General features: G+C 47.8%; 14 protein-coding genes. 5 read left to right on the top strand and 9 right to left on the bottom strand.

The genetic code is table 11. The features are described from left to right. Nucleotides 1–152 precede the first annotated feature (152 nt). Nucleotides 153–608, bottom strand: coding sequence for an NUDIX hydrolase (locus QUA57_RS00555; RefSeq protein ID WP_333058885.1), 456 nt, complete (start codon nt 606–608; stop codon nt 153–155). A gap of 77 nt (nt 609–685) precedes the next feature. Then, nucleotides 686–1,159 carry a thioredoxin-dependent thiol peroxidase gene (gene bcp, locus QUA57_RS00550; RefSeq protein WP_333058952.1) on the bottom strand — a complete coding sequence of 158 codons (474 nt, stop codon included), beginning with the start codon at nt 1,157–1,159 and terminating at the stop codon, nt 686–688. A 465-nt stretch (nt 1,160–1,624) separates the two neighbouring features. On the opposite strand from bcp, the gene QUA57_RS00545 reads away from it, so the two are divergent. Next, nucleotides 1,625–1,813 carry a hypothetical protein gene (locus tag QUA57_RS00545; protein ID WP_006632360.1) on the top strand — a complete coding sequence of 63 codons (189 nt, stop codon included), beginning with the start codon at nt 1,625–1,627 and terminating at the stop codon, nt 1,811–1,813. 99 nt (nt 1,814–1,912) lie between these two features. Here the strand turns inward: QUA57_RS00545 and argH are convergent, their stop codons facing one another. From argH to QUA57_RS00515, 6 genes are all read right to left on the bottom strand, one after another. Further along, nucleotides 1,913–3,298 (bottom strand): argininosuccinate lyase, encoded by a 1,386-nt coding sequence (gene argH / locus QUA57_RS00540; protein WP_333058884.1) that lies wholly within the window; start codon nt 3,296–3,298, stop codon nt 1,913–1,915. A 295-nt stretch (nt 3,299–3,593) separates the two neighbouring features. Continuing rightward, nucleotides 3,594–3,833: a hypothetical protein gene (locus QUA57_RS00535; RefSeq protein WP_333058883.1), complete on the bottom strand. Its 240-nt coding sequence runs from the start codon at nt 3,831–3,833 to the stop codon at nt 3,594–3,596. Beyond that, the gene (locus QUA57_RS00530; RefSeq protein ID WP_333037248.1) at nt 3,823–5,310 is read right to left on the bottom strand and encodes a PP2C family protein-serine/threonine phosphatase; all 1,488 of its coding nucleotides are present in this window, start codon (nt 5,308–5,310) and stop codon (nt 3,823–3,825) included. The genes QUA57_RS00535 and QUA57_RS00530 overlap by 11 nt, the downstream gene beginning before the upstream one ends. A gap of 575 nt (nt 5,311–5,885) precedes the next feature. Then, nucleotides 5,886–7,634 (bottom strand): signal recognition particle-docking protein FtsY, encoded by a 1,749-nt coding sequence (gene ftsY, locus QUA57_RS00525; RefSeq protein WP_333058882.1) that lies wholly within the window; start codon nt 7,632–7,634, stop codon nt 5,886–5,888. 154 nt (nt 7,635–7,788) lie between these two features. Then, complete coding sequence (gene nusB, locus QUA57_RS00520; RefSeq protein WP_333058881.1) at nt 7,789–8,421, bottom strand: transcription antitermination factor NusB; 633 nt, start codon at nt 8,419–8,421, stop codon at nt 7,789–7,791. A gap of 272 nt (nt 8,422–8,693) precedes the next feature. After that, entirely contained in the window at nt 8,694–9,419 is a 726-nt protein-coding gene (locus tag QUA57_RS00515) for a DUF502 domain-containing protein (protein WP_333037245.1), read from the bottom strand. A 1,133-nt stretch (nt 9,420–10,552) separates the two neighbouring features. Between QUA57_RS00515 and QUA57_RS00510 the strand changes: the two genes are divergently transcribed. Beyond that, nucleotides 10,553–13,387 (top strand): PAS domain S-box protein, encoded by a 2,835-nt coding sequence (locus QUA57_RS00510; protein ID WP_333058879.1) that lies wholly within the window; start codon nt 10,553–10,555, stop codon nt 13,385–13,387. Between the two features lie 766 nt (nt 13,388–14,153). Here the strand turns inward: QUA57_RS00510 and QUA57_RS00505 are convergent. Then, nucleotides 14,154–14,351, bottom strand: a complete 198-nt coding sequence (locus QUA57_RS00505; protein ID WP_015176637.1) for a hypothetical protein — start codon at nt 14,349–14,351, stop codon at nt 14,154–14,156. Between the two features lie 383 nt (nt 14,352–14,734). Here QUA57_RS00505 and QUA57_RS00500 point away from each other — a divergent pair, with 383 nt between their 5' ends. The 3 genes from QUA57_RS00500 to QUA57_RS00490 all read left to right on the top strand — a co-directional run bounded on the left by QUA57_RS00500 (nt 14,735) and on the right by QUA57_RS00490 (nt 19,145). Continuing rightward, nucleotides 14,735–15,085 (top strand): STAS domain-containing protein, encoded by a 351-nt coding sequence (locus QUA57_RS00500; protein WP_333037243.1) that lies wholly within the window; start codon nt 14,735–14,737, stop codon nt 15,083–15,085. 159 nt (nt 15,086–15,244) lie between these two features. Next, a complete protein-coding gene (locus QUA57_RS00495) occupies nt 15,245–18,070 on the top strand; it encodes a TIGR03960 family B12-binding radical SAM protein (RefSeq protein WP_333058878.1) in 2,826 nt (941 codons plus the stop codon). A gap of 946 nt (nt 18,071–19,016) precedes the next feature. Next, a complete protein-coding gene (locus tag QUA57_RS00490) occupies nt 19,017–19,145 on the top strand; it encodes a hypothetical protein (RefSeq protein ID WP_333058876.1) in 129 nt (42 codons plus the stop codon). The last annotated feature ends 89 nt before the right edge of the window (nt 19,146–19,234 follow it).

The raw sequence follows: 19,234 nt of genomic DNA, 5'->3' as shown, positions 1-19,234 counted from the left end.
AAATATTTAGTAATAAAAAGATGATTAATTTAATGTTCAGAGATTGTGAATAAAAGTAGGAAAACATTAAAAATTAATTCCACAGTCATCACAGACAATTTTTGACGGCGAGGTAATTTCCGACTTTTCTCAAATTTGGATGCTCCGCCGATTTACGCCAAAGTTGTCAGGCCTTGAAAATAGTCCTGTAAGTGTTGGTCGTTATCGTGGCTGAGCGCGCCCTCCGGCAGCGATGCGGGCAAAAAAGCCTCAACCTCGCTAACTTCAAGCGTATCCTGAACTTGCATATTGCCCTGCACCTCTGCTGCCACCACGATACAAATCGAGTGCAGGCGAGGGTCTCGATCGGCAGCCGAATAAACACCCACCAAGCGGCGGATTTTGACTAAATCGAGTCCTGTTTCCTCTGCTAATTCCCGCCGCACAGTTGTCGGAATATCCTCTCCCCAATCCACCATACCTCCCGGCAGTGCCCAGCGACCGTTGTCGCGGCGGCGAATTAACACAATTCGCCCGTCAGGCAATACGGGAATCACCGCAGTACCAGTGACGGGATGTCGAAAAATCAGCCCCAGTACAGTTTGTAAAATTTGCCACAATCGACGCATAAACTCAAAAGCTTGTTTAGGAGATAGTAATTTCAGGCCTCCTAGCTTGCAGCTCCGGAGTCTTAATTTTTAATTTTTCATTCACGCCAGAGCTCTGGCAAGTCTGCTAGGATCTCTGCCGCGTGAGTTTCTGGTTTGACTTTCCGATAAACCTTTTCAATCCTACCATCTGGGTCGATCGCGAAAGTCGATCGAGTAATTCCCATAAATTCTTTTCCCATAAATTTTTTGAGTCCGTAACAGCCGTAGGCGGTAGCAACTTCGGCGTTTGAGTCGCACAGCAAGGGAAAAGGCAGTTGATATTTAGCTGCAAACTTGGCGTGGGATCCGGCCCCGTCTGTGCTGACGCCCAAGACTGAAATATTGCGCGACTCGTACTCTAAGTAAATATCGCGAAAGCCGCAAGCTTCTTTAGTACAGCCTGGGGTATTGTCCCGAGGATAAAAGTAAAGTACAACTCGCCGCCCTCGAAAATCTCCAAGGCTGACGACATTGCCTCGCGCGTCGGGCAGGCTGAAGACAGGAGCTATGTCACCGGGATAAATAGTCATTTGTTGCATTTTGTCAATAGTTTATAGAAATACTCGGCAAGAGCGAAAACCTTGCCTCCCATCGGGCCCGCATTCCCAGCGACTTGAATCCCGGTGTTCTTTTTTCTGGGTCTTGTACCGTGTGTGCTATGATCGTCATCGGTCTAAAATTGAGTATAACTAGCCAACGTAAAAACTTAACTGGATTAGTTGAGTGCGTAGTCACACCTAACGGTGTTGCGGTTTAGGAAAGCTAAATTTGAAGAAAACCTAACTACATAAAGAGAACTGATCGAGTACGGTAGGGCATACCGGAATTTACGCTTGGGGAGAAGACACCTATATTTTGGCGGGAGCAATCCTGTCGCCAGTAAGTGACTTCGCTGAACCAAGAATCTCAGTCACCAAGAGTGCACGGAGTGTCAACCTTAAGAATCCCCGGGCGTGAAAGCCCGGGGACTGTCAATGTTTATTAGTGAGGTCAGAATGGCTAAGCGCCGCAATCTCAAGAAAGAGAAGGCACAACGAAATCAAGCATACGCTCGCAAGTTTCGCAAGCGGAGAAATCAAGATATGTTCTCCAACAAGAGAAGACGATTTGACGGCGGCAACGGCGGTGGCATGGGCGCCATGAGCGGCGGCAGAGACAAAGACATGGCTGCTGCTGAAGATTAATTGCTGAGGCTATCTGCCGAACTTAGAACCAGAGTGGAAAACACGATCGTTCTTTCGTAGAGATAGCCAGCCGGAATTTGTCCAATAATTCAACGATGTTTAGGCGAGTCGATCGCGCGCAGCGATAAGTGATTTTCTCACTTGTTCAAACCCGGTACCCCCGTAACTATTGCGAGCCGCCACCACTTGCTGAGGTGCGATCGCGCTGTAAATGTCTGTCTCAAAGGCTGGGTGCAAGTCTTTCCACTCCTCAAGTGTCAAATCTTTGAGGAGTTTGCCCCCCGAAAGGCAAGTTTTGACGACTTTGCCGACAAGGTTGTAAGCTTCCCGGAAGGGAACGCCTTTGGCGGCCAAGTAGTCGGCTACGTCTGTAGCGTTAGAAAAGTCTTCCGTAACTGCAGCAGCAAGGCGATCGCCGTTAAACGCGATTCCTTCCCGCAGCAAAATGGTCATTGCTTCCAAGCAACCCTGTACCGTTCTTACGGTATCAAACAAAGCCTCTTTATCTTCTTGTAAATCTTTGTTGTAGGCCAAAGGAAGTCCCTTCACTACTACCAACAAGGCTTGCAAGTTACCGAACACCCGCCCCGCTTTGCCCCGCACCAACTCCGGCACGTCGGGATTTTTTTTCTGGGGCATGATGCTAGAACCAGTAGCGCAGCTATCTTTGAGCGTAATAAATCCAAATTCGTGAGAAGACCACAAAATCATTTCTTCTGACAAGCGGCTCAGGTGTACCATAATCAAGCTGGCTGCGGCGAGAAATTCGATCGCAAAATCTCGATCGCTCACTCCATCTAAGCTATTAGCATAAACCTTGTCAAACTGCAATAGTTCTGCCGTATAATGTCGGTCGATCGGGAAAGTCGTCCCCGCCAGCGCGCCGCAACCCAAAGGCGAAACATTCACCCGCTTGCAGATATCGCCGAGACGTTCCCAATCGCGATCGGTCATTTCAAAATAAGCTAACAGATAATGAGCCAAACTGATCGGCTGAGCGCGCTGCAAATGAGTGTAACCGGGAATTAAAGTTTCCACGTTACGATCGGCAAGATCGAGCAAAACCCCTTGAAATTCCCGCAATTGCTCGCGAATTTCTGCGATGCGATCGCGCAAATACAAGCGAGTATCAGTTCCGGCTTGATCGTTGCGCGATCGGGCCGTGTGCAACTTTTTCCCCGCATCCCCCACGATATCCGTCAGTCGCTTCTCTACAGCGAAGTGAACGTCTTCTGCATCAACTCCCGGAACAAAAAGTCCTTGGCGGTATTCGCGGCGGATCTGTTCCAAACCATTGACTAACTGTTCGCCTTCTGCTGCGGAAATAATCCCGGTTTTGGCCAGCATTTTAGCGTGAGCGACAGAACCAGTCAAGTCATACTCAATCAATTCAATATCGAAGCCAATACTAGCATTGAATCGGGCGATCGCCGGGTGGAGCGCCGATTCAAATCTTTGACTCCAAGTTTTTTGTTGTGTTGTCATTGCTCAAGCTAAAACTAGATTGTATCTCTCTTGCAGAAGTCTATAAAAACCGGTTTTTAGCAAAGACTTTAGTCTTTCCTCCGGTTTTTAGTCAGCACTTTAGTCCTTTCTTTCCAATTCGGCAAGAAAAAACTCCAGTCATGACTACAAACTTTTTATACATCTTTTGAACCGAAAAAACTGAATTCTGGACTACAAAATAGGGAAACTTTTGCTCCATCAGAATGAAGTGAAGCTTGGGCTAACAACTTTTTAAATCTTACATCCCTTCCCGATAGTTTCTTCGACAATAACTCTAACGAAAAATCCCTTTAAAGAACCAGCCCACAAAAATACCTATAAAAAAAGCTCCTATTTGACCAGTCGAAACAAAATTGTTCCAAGCTTTCTGGAAATTTGTAAAAATTTCGTAACTTTGAGCCAAAACCACCGTCGAACTCAAATGAGATTTCAAAACTAACAAGTGAGTGACATCGTTCCAATTAATCGAACTGGTTAATCCAGCAGTAATTTCCGGCATTAAATTAACTATCATGGTGATTTTCTCCTGCTAAAGGTGTGACCCTCAGTACAACCAGTGTCATGTCATCTTCGTTACGATTGCCGATGCCTATAAACTGGTGTACGCGATCGAACAAATAATCCAGAATCTCTTCAGACTGCTGGTAATTTTGACAGGCCCACTGAAAAGCCGAGGTCAAGTTATCCTCATCAAAGCGATCGCCCCTTTGATTAGCAGCATCGGTAAATCCGTCTGTGTAATAAATAATAGTATCTCCTGGCTGCAATTGCACTTGAGCTTCTTGGTAATGCGAATCAGCATCCAGGCCAATTAACATTCCCTCCAAAGTATCGAGCTGAAGAATCGTATTAGTTGCAGCTTGCCACAGCAAAGGCGGGTGGTGAGCAGCATTGCTGTAAGACAAAACGCGAGTTTTCGGGTCGTACTCCGAATAAAACAGAGTCACAAAACGGTGGGAATTTTCCAAATCCGCGTGCATAACCCGGTTTAAATGTTGCAAAATTCTCGACGGCGAGTGGCGGTTCAAAACCTCCGCCCGCAGCATACCCCGTGTCATAGTCATCAACAGGCCAGCAGGTACTCCTTTGCCCATCACGTCGCCGATCACAATGCTCCAGCGGCCTTTGTCGATTTTGGACTTGAGATTTTTAATTAGGGATGGGGGGTTTTCCCCCTCATTCTCCTTGCCGATCGGGTCATAGTCAGCGGGAATAAAATCATAATAATCTCCGCCGACTCTGCTAGCAGTTTGGCAGCGGGCGGCCACGTCAACACCGGGAATTTTCGGACAACTGCGGGGTTGCAGCCGCAATTGAATTTCCGCCCCGATTTCTAACTCTCTGTCTAAGCGGTCTTTTTCCGCCAACTTAACAGTAAGTTCGTCTTTGCAAATAGCCACGGCGGTTTGATCCGCCACCAACCGAACTAATTTTTGTCTGCTGGGAGTCCAGAGATATTGTGGGTCACTGCTAAAAACATAAAGCCGCCCGCGTTCCAAATTATTAACTAAAATTGGCGCCCCAAACAAATGAACATCTGGGCCCAAATAACGACCGACTTGCAGGTCTAGACTAGAAGTTTGCCCAGAGGTTTCCGAAAACGATCCAGCAGTAGCGCCCGCACCTGCTGTAGCTTGCCTGGTGGCTATTTCCAGCGCTTTTCGCATATCTTGGCACTGCCGTCCTTCCTGACAGTGCAACTGCTGGAACCTGACTTGACCGTTGGGTTTGAACAACACTAAAGCTCCCCCGTCGGCGTCCGTAACGCGAGTCGCCACCAAAGGCACCAACTCCAAAAATTGGTTGAGATTGTTAAAACTTCGCAGGGCAAATCCCAGCGAACCCAACATATCTTGAACGTTGTGCTGATATCGGTGCAAACGCGCCACCAGTTCTTTGAGGGCAAATACTGGCGTCGCGTCGGTGGAATTGCGACCCGAAGGGCGGTCCGCAGGTTGAGGTGAGGAGCGAGGCAAAGGCACAGCAGTCATTTTAAATTTGTGATTTTCGATCTTAGACGCAGGAGGAATGATTGAGGACTTACGGGCCACTTGAACAGAAACCCGTTTTTTTTTCGAGCAAGTAGTTTGGTTTGAGCGAGTAAGTTGTGCAGTAGGACATTGGTATCAACTTAAGTCTAAAATTCTTAAGAAATTGCGTTTATAGCTGAGTCTAGATACCCCATAAATCCACCCTGCTTGCTCGACTTAGGGGGCCCAAGACCGCAGCGGCTCCCCTTAAGAAGAAGGGGGACTTTGACCATTTCCTGTCCCACCAGACTATCAGGGGGGCGCCAGGGGATAGGGAAGAATGTGCAATCAGACAGCCGACTGATACTACATTTGAGCTTAATTTGACACGCTTGCTTTGGCTCGCGGTTTGAGCCCAACCAAGTAATAACAGAACGAAGGTATTGTTTCTAGATATTTATTTTTCACTCGATCGCTCGTGGCGATCGGCGCAAGTCCTGCGATGCTAGTTTGAGGTTAATAATTTGAGATTTTGAAGATCTGTGTCCGCCTCCCAAAGATGGGGGCGGCTGGCAAATGCCTCATCAATCTAAAATCTAAAATCTAAAATCGAGTAGGGCTTCGACAAATTCGTAACTAGAAAACGGACGCAAGTCTTCGATGCTTTCCCCGACTCCAATAAAGCGGATTGGCAGACCAAGCTGCTGCACTACAGCTAGGGCAACACCACCTTTAGCAGAACCGTCGAGTTTTGTCAATACTACTCCGCTTAATTTGGCCGATTCTGCGAACACTTCTGCCTGTCGCAAACCATTTTGACCCAGTGTGGCATCCAAGACCAGTAGAGATTCTACGGTAGCGCCTGGGGCTTTCTTATCTACAATGCGACGGATTTTACTTAATTCGTCCATCAGATTTTTTTTGTTTTGCAGGCGGCCTGCGGTGTCTACGATCAGCAGTTCTGTGCCTCGGGCGCTGGCGGCGGCGATCGCATCAAACACGACAGCAGCCGGATCGGTATTTTTCCCTGGGTTGGCAATAATTTCGACCCCGCTGCGGGAACCCCAAACTTTTACCTGTTCGACGGCGGCGGCGCGGAAAGTGTCGGCGGCTGCAATTAGGGTTTTGTAGCCGGATTTTTGGGCAATATGGGCAAGTTTGCCGATCGTCGTAGTTTTGCCCGCACCGTTGACTCCTACGATTAACCAGATGTTAAAAGTGTCTTTTTCCGGGGCAAATGTCAGGCTGTAGGCGGGATTGCCGGCTGCGGTTTCGGCACAGGGAGCGTCGAGAATGTCGCGCAGGATGGTTTTCAGGTAGGCTAAAGCTTGTTCTGGGGGCAGCACTTCTTGTTTGAGCCTTTCTTGGAGGCGAGTGATAATGATGTCGGTGGCTGCGACTCCGACATCAGCTTGCAGCAGTAAAGTCTCAATTTCGGCTACCGCGTCTTGATTGAGCGGGCCTTGACCGACGATCGCCTTTAGTCGATTAATTAAGCTGCGACGAGTTCTTTCTAAGCCTTTCCGCAGTTTTTGCAGCCAAGTGATTTCTTCGACGGATACTTGTTCTGGCCGGCGGCCTTGACTGGCTAAGATTTCTGAAGACCACAGGAAGCCTTCGTCAAAGGCGAAACCGGGAATTTCTTCGATAATTGCCGCTCTCTCGGCGGCGGCTGCAATTACTTCTGGTTCTTCCAGGGCTGTTTCTTTGAGGCGTTCGATGCGCTCCATGCGATCGGCCTGAGCTCTGGCCCAAAACGGCAGGGCTTCGGCTGCTTCGCCCTCGGATGCGAGTGATTCGGTTTCTACAACCTCCGTTGCAGGTTCGGCAATTTCTATATTTTCTGCTGTAACTTCTAATTGTTGAGCAATAGGTGCAATGTCGATCGCCCCGGGTGTGGGTTGCAGAGTTTCTGCAATTTCTGCTGGCTTGGCTGCATCAAGTTCCGAAACCTCGGTTGCTTCAACTGTTGCTGGTGCTGCAACTTCTGGAACTTCTGCAACAGTTGGTGCTGTGGGTGCTGGTTCAAGTTCGATCGGCTCGGTTGCTTCAATAGTCGCAGGTTCTGCAACTGCTGCGCTTTCTGCTTCGGCTGCTGGAACATCGGGCGCTGCTGTCTCAGAAACTTCTGTTTCAGGTTTTTGCTGTTTTTGAATATTTTTGTAAGCAGCTTTTGCCCAATTGAGATAATCTTCGGCTACAGCAGGAGAGCCTTGCTCTGTTGCATCTGTTTGAGGCTCAACCGGTGCGGATTTTGCCGACTCATCTTGTGGCTGTTCGGGGGTTGCCTCTGTTTCAGAAGATTTGCTTTCGCTGTACTGGCGACGAAACCAATTAAATACCATAGGAAATTGGGAATATAGTTATTAGTCCTTAGTTTAGAGCGGATTGCGAATTGCGGATTGTGGATTGCTAATGACTCTGGGTAAGGTTCGCGCCCCGGCGTGCACCCTCCGGGTAAGGTACTCACCAAGCACCCGGAGGACTGAGGACTAAGGACTAGGGACTCACAACTTCTGCATTGATTTTATCGACTACTCGGCGGAGGACTCCATTGATGAAGCGATGTCCTTCGTCGCCGCTGTAGCGTTTTGCGAGTTGGACGGCTTCGTTGACGCTGACTTGTTCGGGTAAGCCGAGATATAGCATTTCGGCGATCGCGATTCTCATGATATCTCGATCGATCCGGGCCAACCGTTCTATTTGCCAGTCTACAAGGGCTTCCGAGAGCAATTCGTCAATTTGAACACGGTTGGCGCTGACTTTGGTCAGGATTTGCAAAGCATAGGTGCGGACATCTTGCTGGTTGGCTAGCTGGATCAGTTCTGGAAACTCCATTGCTGAACCGAGACGGTTGATTGCGGTTTGGGTGAGTTCGACTGCTTCCCGCACCATTGCTCTAGCACTTTGTATATCGGCGGCGCGGATTTCGCTGGCAAGCAGTTTGTCGCTACTCCGCTGCACTTCGGATGCTGCTGCTTCTAAGGATTCTTGAACTTCTGTTGTCAGGGTACGGATGGCGGCGAGGAGAACATCTTGCAGTTTCTTGGCTTCTAAGAGTTCTGGATTCGCCGGCAGTTGGCTGATGCCGAGGAGTGCGAGTTCGCGTGCTGTTTCGCGGGCTTTTTTCATAGTTTTTAGATAGGAATTGAGAATTTAGGAAGTTTTTCGATCGCGCGCGGACTTGAACTTTAGCAGAAAACTCGACTAAAAGCGGTACAAGACCAGCCGTCTGACTCCCCAGCGGCGGGTAGTTTACAGATACTTCACTGTCAAACCTAAGATTTATGCTCGAAACCGGGTTTCGGAGTATAGGCTTTCTCGGTTTGGGCTGGTTTTCTCGAAATATTATCTGCGATGGGGAAAGTTTACACTGTCTTACGGGCCACTAAAGATGTCTTGGTTCACTCTTCTTCGACTGGGACAGCCTGGTATCTTGATTCGGATACCAAGGGTTCGAGTGTTTTGCCCTTGATTTTTTCGGGGCTTACTGGAACTGAGTTGCTGGGGTTGACGATGCCCCCAGAGATGATCACTTTAAAGGCATCTTCGATCGACATTGACAAATTGACTAAATCTGCTTCGGGGACGATAGCGTACCATCCGGTAGTGGGGTTCGGAGTGGTGGGGATGAAAATGCCGATCGGGGTTTCACCGGAAAGGTGAGGTGGGATGTCGTTACTCTCGATCGTACCGGTCACAAATGCTAAAGTCCAGATTCCCCGCCGGGGATATTCCACTAACACCACGCGGCGAAATTTGTCGTTTGAGTTGAGGAGGGTTCCCAGCAGTTGTTTGAGGGTTTTGTAAACCGAACCCGCTAGGGGAATTGCCTGCAACACCCGTTCGCCAAAGTCTAGCAGCCACTTGCCGAAAATGTTGCGGGCCATTAAACCGATGACTAAGATGCTCAGCAGGGGTACAGCCAGCCCTACTAAAAAATTTAGCAGATTCACCAAAATCGGGTGGAGCCCGTCAAAAGGGTTGATCTGCTTGGGAATTTTGGTGAGAAAATTGATCACCCAACTGGCGACGGTAATTGTCAGCCAGATGGTGGTAGCTAAGGGGATCACTACCAATAGTCCTGCGATCAGGTCGTTTTTTAAGTCTTGTTTGATGCGTTGGAGCACGGCGGGTCAAATCTCCTCGTAACTGGTTGCCAATAACCTGAATAAAGCTGAGACTAAAGCAACTGCACGGGCTTTACTGGAAGTCACCATAGACGATGGTTTTCAATTCTGCTAAACCCTACCCTTTCTGAGGGGGAAGAGTTAGGGATCGCCGGTGCTGTACCTCTATTTTAAAGAATTATTGCAAGTTGGCGCTTGGTTTTAATATATGCGGGCTGTGCAGCAGCTCACCGTATTGTATATTTTAAGACACTTTGGGTTGGTTCAATCAATAAGCCGATCGGTCAGAGGCAGCCAGGGAGTGCAAGTGTAGGGAGCCCAGAGAAAATTTTCTGTGATCTGTATAGGAATTTAATTGGTCGATCGAGCTTTCTCAGATTTTCGGCTGGGTGGCACTTCGTTGTACCGAATTCAGGGGAACCTCTGCAGGTTGAGTGCCGTGTCTCTGCCAAAATCTATCTTTGGATAGATGCAGTACGACTATTTCTTGGTGTAAATCGGTGATTTTTGATGGGCGACAGGGATAAACAAAGCAACAGTTGCCGACCATGCAACTGTTGCATGGTCGGCAAATCCGGCAAAAAGTAAAGCAGACAGACCAGCAACTTTGACTTTTTTGACAGGATTGATTGATATTCAGGAAATAAGGGCAGAATTCAACCGAATTCGAGCTTGAGAGGAGCGGCAAAGCAATATAGAATTAACTTGGGCATCACTACAAAAAAATAATCTGCCAAACGAGGTAGCAGTAGGTAGTAGGAAGCGAGATAAATTACTACATAGCTAGTTGTTTCTAGGCAGAAGCGCGAAACTATTTGTTTAACAGGGTATAGCTAAACTGCTGCATAGAAGCAAGACTCCAGCGATGCCGATTTCTTGGAAGCCGACGAAAGTTAAGGAAAAACAACCGTACTAGCCGCTCAAGTCAGAGCGGGGATTTACCTCGCTGCAAGCAGCAATAGACTTGATTAGAAGCTAGGATTGAGATATGAATGCTCAACTTATGAAACCAATTGATTTTTACATTTTTTTATGCCATTAAAAACGCAAGACTTTTTTGGGCTTCACTGAACCAGCCACAGCCCGATCAAATTTTGTGTCAGCTAATTAATATTTAAGTAAAAGGAATTTTTGTGAAAACGCTCAGTATCCTCTTAGTAGAAGACAGTCCCCTAGATGCCGAACTGATTGAGGCATATCTAATGGATGGCGGGCTCCAATTTTCTCTGGTGTGTGTGGAAACTAGAGAAGACTTTGCCACGGCGCTGGAAAAACAACGTTTTGACATTATTTTGGCAGATTATATGCTGCCTTGTTTTAACGGGATAGCTGCGCTGGAAATCGCCCACACTACTTGTCCGGGAGTGCCGTTTATTTTTGTTTCGGCTACTTTGGGCGAGGAAGTGGCGATCGAAACTTTGAAAAGCGGCGCTACTGATTATGTTCTCAAACGCCGTTTGATACGGCTGGTGCCGTCGATTGAGCGGGCCCTGCGGGAAGTTCAAGAACGGAACGATCGCAAGCAAGCCGAAGCACAGCAGCAGGAAAGCGAGGCTCGATTTCGGATTATGGCAGATACCGCGCCGGTGATGATTTGGATGTCCGGCACTGACCAACTTGGCGATTACTTTAACAAAGTTTGGCTGGAGTTTACCGGTAGAACTTTGGAACAAGAAATGGGCACGGGTTGGATGGAAAACTTGCACCCAGATGACTTGCCAGAATGTCTGGATATTTACCAAAAAGCCTTCGACGCTGGCAGCGAGTACCAGATAGAATGCCGTTTGAGGCGTTATGACGGGGAATACCGCTGGGTTTTGGGTACAGGCGTACCCCGGTACAGGCCCGATCGCACTTTTGCAGGTTACATCGGTTCTTACATCGATATTAGCGATCGAAAACTGGCCGAACAAGAACGTGCTGCGGCTTTGTCCCGCGAACAAGCAGCGAGGTTGCAAGCAGAAGAAACTGCTAAAGCGCTGCAATTGGCAAACGATAAAATTACGAACATACTCGAAAGCATTACCGATGCTTTTATCGCTGTTGATTTAAATTGGAACTATACCTATGTTAACCACCAAGCTATTGAGCTGTTAGGCAGACCAAAAGCAGAACTGATTGGTCAAAAAATTTGGGATATATTTCCCGGGGCAGTTGATTTACAGTTTTACAAAATGGCTACCAAAGCATTAGCAGAAAAGGTAACAATTGAGTATGAAGAATTCGTACCGTTATGGAATAAGTGGTTGAAGATGCGTTTTTATCCTTCCGATTCGGGTTTGTCGGGTTACATCCAAGATGTTACCGATCGCAAGCAAACAGAAGCTGCACTCCAAGCTAGCGAAGAAAAGCTGAGAATGTTAGCCGAAGCTAACTTAATAGGAATTATCTTCGGGGATGTCAACGGCGGCATCATCGAGGCCAATGATGAATTTTTGCGGATAGTTGGTTACACGCGGGAACAGTTGCAGCGCGGGGAATTAAATTCGATTGACATCACACCGCCGGAGTACCAGTCTCTCGACAAGAAGGGTATGGCAGAGGCACAAGCAACGGGGGCTTGCACTCCCTACGAAAAGGAATTCTGGAGGAGAGACGGCAGCCGGATTCCGGTGTTGATCGGATATGTTTTGCTGGCCCAAAAGCGGCAAGAATCTGTGGCTTTTATTCTCGACTTGACGGTTGGCAAGCAGTTGGAAAGAGAACTGCACGATCGAGCCCAGGAATTGGCGCGCGCGAACCGGATTAAAGACGAGTTTCTAGGAACTTTGTCCCACGAATTGCGGACGCCACTGAATGCGATGCTGGGATGGGCGCAACTGCTGCGAAACCGCAAGTTTGACGAAAAAACGACTGTTCGGGCTCTGGAAACGATCGACCGCAATACACGATCGCTGGCAACTCTGATCGAGGATTTGCTGGACGTGTCGCAGATTATTACTGGCAAACTGTCGCTGAATTTGCGGTGGGTGGATGTGATTTCGACTGTTGAGGCTGCGATCGATACTCTGGCGCCCGCGATTGCAGCCAAAAATATTGAAATTGTGACGGATTTCGACCCCACTACCGGGCGGATTTTTGCCGATTCCGGTCGTTTGCAGCAGGTAGCGTGGAATTTGCTGTCGAATGCGATTAAGTTTACTCCCGATGGCGGACAGGTGAAGGTGGAGGTGCGAAAGATGGAGAGGACTTTGGCCCGTGAGGAATCCGCTTGCTGTAAAAAATTGTCGCCCGCTAGTGTCGAAATTGAAGTCAGCGACACGGGGCAAGGGATTTCAGAAGAGTTTTTGCCGCACGTTTTCGAGCGGTTCAGCCAAGCTGACAGCTCTACAAGGCGATCGTACAACGGATTGGGTTTGGGTTTGGCCCTAGTGCGGCATTTTGTGGAAATGCACGGGGGGACGGTGCAAGCCGAATCAGCCGGGAAGGGAAAAGGCTCGAGGTTTTTAGTGAAATTGCCAATTCAACAGCTTCATTGCGACGCCGGATTGTCTGTTGCTGGACTTGGGGAGTTGGCGATTCCTCAAAGCAAGGCGCGAGCCCCTGTAAAGGACTCTTTTGTCAGCAGCAATCTTTCTGGAGTGCGAGTCTTGGTGGTCGATATCGACGCGGATTCCCTGGATTTTGCCTGTACAGTGCTCGAAGATTGCGGGGCCCAGGTGGAGATTGCTAGCTCTGGAATGGCGGCCCTGGAGGCGATGGAAAGGCTGAATCCGGATGTGTTGGCGATCGATATCGAGATGCAGGCCCCTGATGGAGAGGCTTTGCTGCGGCAAGTGCGATCGCGGATGGTGGACAGGGAAATTCCGGCGTTGGCGTTCACGGCGGTTGGTAGGGTAGAGGAACGCATACGGGCACTGCAGCAAGGTTTTCAAATTTACGTGCCCAAGCCGATCGAGCCTGCTGAGTTGGTCGCGGTGGTGGCAAGTTTGGCGGCGCGATCGAAAATTTTAGAGGTTAGATTTTAGATTGAGTGGGTTTTTTGCAAACTTTGAGGACGGAGGTCGTGACTACAAACCAATTTTCTTGCATTGGAGCGATCGGATAATTCTTAGGACTAAGAGCAACTGGCAGATTAAACAAAAATATGTAGTTGCGCTTGTGCGCTACTAGCCTAGGAAATAGCGTACAAGCGCAACTACATACTTAAAATTTAAGCTTTACTTTGTGACAGTTGCCCTTAGTCCTCATCCTGGCGAAAGACTTTTTTTACTATAAATTAGACTTAGAGCTAATTTGTCAAGTCCCAAAAGTTATAAATTTAATTTAGGTCACAGTGTGTAGTTTTTGATACTGATAGCAGTTTCTAAAAGGAATGCAACTGTAGACAAGTTCCAAGCCCTGATAATCATCAGTAGTCCAACTTCTAAAATCTAAAATCTAAAATCTAAAATCTAAAATTGTATGAGGTTCAGGGACGATCGCCCTTAACACTCTCTCCTCAAATATCAAGTTCAGCAATTAGCTGCTTCATTAAGCATGACTTTTAATTACAATTAACCTAATTTGTCATACCCCAAAAGTTATAGATTTAATTTAAGTCAAAGTTTTTAGCTTTTGATCAGAGGTGCAGGGACGATCGCCCCTAACACTCTCTCCTCCAATATCAAGTTCAGCAAGGAGATGCTTCATTAGAAAAATATTGGGCCGGCGGAAATGCTTCTAACACTCCTCTATTGCCCGCCGTGCAAGGATTTTTTGGTTTTTGAATGTGGACAGGTCGCCCGGTTCCCACTATCGACGGCTAGATACCAATTGCACCCTGCCGGCATCCATTTCATCCATTAATAACTCTAAAGCCTCATAATCAATATCCGAGATGTACCCCAAACGGGTGAGCTCGTAGTTGATTTCGTTTTCAATGTCAGGCGTCAACTGCTTAATGTAGAGGGCTTTTTCTACAAGTTGACGAATAGCATGAGTTGCTTGCATAGTAAGTCGGAGAACTCCGTACAGTTTAATTTTCCTCTGAAGTGTCGAGCTAACAGGTGATCTAGATCAGAACTAATAAGTGATTTAAATTACATGGATCAGTTTTATCTAACAGCTAGGACAAACTCGATCGCAATTTTTAGAGTTACCAAGACTAAACCTTCAGGCCTAAATAAAAAATAGTATAGTAGCTTACGTTTCCTCCCCAAATCTTACGCAAAACTTCATAAAAAAGAGGCAATAAATAAAGATTCAGTAAAACTACTGAGAACAACTGGTCAGTTTGCCTCAGATTAAGTTAGGCTCAGAGTAATCAAGTAGGTTTAGGCTTACATCCGTCCAGCGCAGTAGTTGAAAATACGTAGCAATCATAGGTTTGACATATGCAGACACTTCTTGCCCATAAACCAATTACGGTGATTCGACCCCTAGACTACCTGAATGCAGCCACCTGCGGAGAATTCGGACGGCAACTAATGACAGCAATTGCAGCCCCCGGGGTTGTAGCGGTACTCGTAGATTTGGGCGAAGTAAAATTTATTGACAGTGCCGGTTTGATGGCATTGGTCTCTGGCCTCAAGCAGGCGAAAAAAATGGGGCGCAGGTTTAGTCTTTGCTCGGTATCCCCTGGGATTAAGATGATTCTGGAACTTAGCCAACTCGATCGAGTTTTTGAAATATTTGAAAATGTCGATAGCTTTGATGCCCAAAACTCCTGCGTAAAACAACACTGATGTAAAACAACACTGAGAGAGGCTCCTGGGGGACGCGGACAGGCAACAAAACACAGCAAATTCGGTTAAATGCCCGAAAAGACAGACGACTGTCGTTGGCGTGTTGGCAGATTTTAAGGTAGGCTGCTTAAGAGTCGCAAATATTTAGCGAGTCGAGCCGTGGCAGTAAAAGTCGAAGAATTACTTACAGCAGACATTAATCAGCCTGCTCGTTATCTGGGAAACGAATTGGGATCTACGCACAAGCCTTGGGACGAGGCATTGGTGCGCTGGGTTCTCACTTACCCAGAAGTTTATGAAGTTGGTGCTTCCAATCTGGGGCACATCATCCTTTACAACATTTTGAACGCAGGGCCGAGACAGTTGTGCGATCGAGCTTATTTGCCCGCCCCTGACTTGGCAGCAAAACTGCGATCGACCAAAACTCCGCTGTTTGCCGTAGAATCGAGGCGATCGCTCACAGAATTTGATATTCTGGGCTTCAGCCTCAGCTACGAACTCGGAGCAACAAACATTCTGGAAATGCTGGATTTAGCCGGCATTCCCCTAACTTGGCAAGAAAGAGCGACAAATCCCCAAAACGGTCAAATGCCGCTGATTTTTGCTGGCGGGCAAACGGCAACTTCTAACCCCGAACCCTACGCGGACTTTTTTGACTTCATCGCTTTGGGAGATGGAGAAGAATTGCTGCCAGAAATTGGCTTGATTTTGGCAGAAGGCAAAACAAATAATTTGAGCCGAGAAGCATTGCTGCTGGATTTAGCGCAAATTCCCGGTGTCTACGTCCCGCAATTCTACGATATGGCGGCCGACGGTTCTGTTCATCCCAACCGCCCGCAAGTTCCAGAACGAATTCTGCGCCGCGTGGCAACTCCCATACCAGCTTATTCGATCGGCCTGGTTCCCTACGTCCAGACAGTACACGACAGACTGACAGTAGAAATCCGCCGGGGATGCACTCGCGGCTGTCGTTTCTGTCAGCCGGGAATGCTGACTCGCCCCGCGCGCGATGTCGAACCGCAGCAAGTCGTAGAGGCGATCGAACAGGGGATGCAAGCCACCGGGCACAGCGAGTTTTCCCTGCTTTCCCTCAGTTGTTCCGACTATCTGGCACTCCCAGCAGTCGGGATGGAAATCAAAAATCGCCTGAAAGATAAAAATATTTCTCTGTCTCTACCCAGCCAGCGCGTTGACAGATTTGACGATAATATTGCCGACATTCTCGGCGGTACGCGACAAGGCGGTTTGACTTTTGCCCCGGAAGCTGGTACTCAGCGGATGCGCGACATCGTTAACAAAGGTTTGACCAACGAAGAATTGCTTAGGGGTGTCAAAACTGCGGTCGATCGCGGCTGGGATAAAATCAAGTTGTATTTTATGATCGGTTTGCCCGGAGAAACAGATTTTGATGTTCTGGGCATCGCCGAAACAGTCCGCTGGCTGCACCGGGAATGCAGGATAGATGGCAGGCGGGGACTGAATTTTAACTTGACAATTTCTAATTTTACGCCTAAGCCTCACACTCCTTTTCAGTGGCACTCGGTTTCTACTGCTGAGTTTTCCCGCAAGCAAAAACTCCTGAAGGGAGAATTTCGGGGGATGCGGGGCGTCAAGGTGAATTACACTGATGTGCGGATTTCGGCAATGGAGGATTTTGTCGGACGGGGCGATCGACGTTTGGCTGCTGTAGTCCGCCGCGCTTGGGAACTTGGCGCGGGTATGGATGCGTGGTGGGAAAGCTTGGATCAGGCTTATAAAGCTTGGACTCAGGCGATCGATGAGTCGGGCCTTACCTGGAAATACCGCCAAGTCGAAAGCGGCGAGTGGAATCTGTTTGAGAAGGAAGAAGGAAGTTCGGCAACGGATTCTGTAACGGATGTAACGGATGTTAGTCCGATGTCCGTCGGAAGAAGGGAGAAGGAAGATTTTTCCAATTTTCCGGATCTCCCCCTCTCCCCTTCCCCCACTCTCCCCCTCTCGCCGTCCCCCTCTCTCCCCCTCTCTCTCGATCAGGCCCTGCCTTGGGATCATTTAGATACGGGAATCGACAAAAACTGGCTGAAAATTGACTTGCAAAAGGCTTTAGAAGCAGCGACTGTTCCCGACTGTTCTTTTGAAGGGTGTTCGCGCTGCGGGGTTTGCGGCACCGATTTCGGACACAATGTGGTTGTGGATGCGCTGCCAATTCCAGAGTTTGCTGGGGAGTTTGTCCCGAATACGGAGCGGAAACAGCGTTTGCGGGTTTGGTTCGGGAAGGTGGGCGATATGGCTTTGGTTGGTCATTTGGATTTGATCCGATTGTTTGATCGAGTAGTCCGCAGAGCCGATTTGCCGATTTCGTTTACCGGCGGGTTTCACCCGAACCCTCGGATTTCTCTGGCAAATGCTCTGCCTCTGGGTGTTACCAGCACTGGGGAAATTGCCGACTTTGAGCTCACTGAGTCGATCGATATCGAGAGTTTTCGGGAAAAGTTGGCCGCTAAGCTGCCAGAAAATATTCCGATTTACAAGGTTGAGTCGGTCGATCTCAAGGCTCCTTCTGCTAACCAGTTGTTAGAAGCAGCGGAGTACGTCATTACTGTGGCTGTAGGGGGCTCGTTGACAGAAAATGGCGAATTAGACCGGGAAAATTCTGCTCCTGTCTCCGTGGCTCCTGATGCCAACTGGGAAGCTTGGGTCAAGACGATCATCGAAACCGAAGCTTTTTGGCGGGTGCATACTACTAAGTCGGGAAAGACGCAGGATGTCAATTTGCGCGATCGACTGCACAAACTAGAGCTTGTAGAGCAGAAACCAGAAAGCAGCACCTCTGCCTCTGGTGGTACATCCCAAGGTAGAGCCGTCTTGCGCTTTACTGGCAGTTGTCGCAGCGATGGCAACTTGCTCAAGCCAGAACATATTGTATTCATGCTCGAACAAGTCAGCCAGCAGGAAATTCAGCTTCTACAGGTTGAGCGTAGTCAGCTAATCCTGGGTTATGGTTAAAATAGGGAAGCCGTGGTGGAATATTTCACCTTCGGCTCTCGATCGGGATGTGTCGTTTCACGCTATAATCGCTTGTTATGGAAGCCGCGGTGGCTCGAGCGCTTTAGTCGCTCGCCGCCCTCGTCAACCAGCAACGCGGGCTGGGTGCAATTTGCTTCTGTTCAAGACTTCAAGCCTTTTTGTTGTACATTCACGGGCTAAATCTAGCGCCAAACCCGCAGGAGCGGGGTCTGAACCAAATTTAGCGATTAATTTCGATCAATCGACTGGTTGTCGGTGGTCGGCTTATTCAAAAATCTCACGGTTCAAACCGCAGAGCGGGTATTCAACAATAAATGTTTTTGGCGGGTCAAAAAATGGAGATAAGCCCCCGACTTAAGTCGTGAAGAACCAAAAATTTTAGATTTTAGATTAAAGTTCCAGCTCTCAGATTCATCTGTGGAGTAAATCAAAAATCTAAAACCTAAAATCTAAAATCGACTGACCCGTCAAAAAGCGCAGATAAGCCCCCGACTTAAGTCGTGAAGAACCAAAAATTTTAGATTTTAGACTTTAGTTCAATCTCCCAAGTTTATCTGTGGAGTAAATCTAAAATCTAAAATCTAAAATTTAAAATCTAAAATCGACTGACCCGTCAAAAAACGGAAATAAGCCCCCGACTTAATTCGTGGAGAATCAAAAATTTTAGATTTTAGACTCTAGTTCAATCTCCCAGATTCATCTGTGGAGTAAATCTAAAATCTAAAATTTAAAATCTAAAATCGACTGACCCGTCAAAAAACGGAGATAAGCCCCCGACTTAATTCGTGGAGAACCAAAATTTTAGATTTTAGACTAAATTTCAATCTCCCAGATTCATCTGTGGAGTAAATCTAAAATCTAAAATCTAAAATCTAAAATCGACTGACGAGGTTTTAGGGTTGGCAGGGGCGGAGGTTGCAGTCGAATGCTAAGCTGGGGTATGTTGAGTGCGATCGCACAAGAATTCAACAAAAATCTAGGCGCTTTCACTCCTACCTACTTTCGCTCAAAACCAGCCCTCTACCACCACGCAAGCGGAGTTATCAGTTCGTAGTGTTAAGTTGTGTGTTAAGAAATTGGTACGGTGTCAATGAATTTATTCGCTGAGTTCAAAGGAAGAGTTGTAAGTGTTGAATTTTGAGT

This window comes from Microcoleus sp. Pol7_B2 (genome assembly GCF_036701035.1).
Classification (GTDB): domain Bacteria; phylum Cyanobacteriota; class Cyanobacteriia; order Cyanobacteriales; family Microcoleaceae; genus Microcoleus.
The sequence above is the reverse complement of the archived record's forward strand: the minus strand, read 5'-3'. Positions and strand labels throughout refer to the sequence as shown.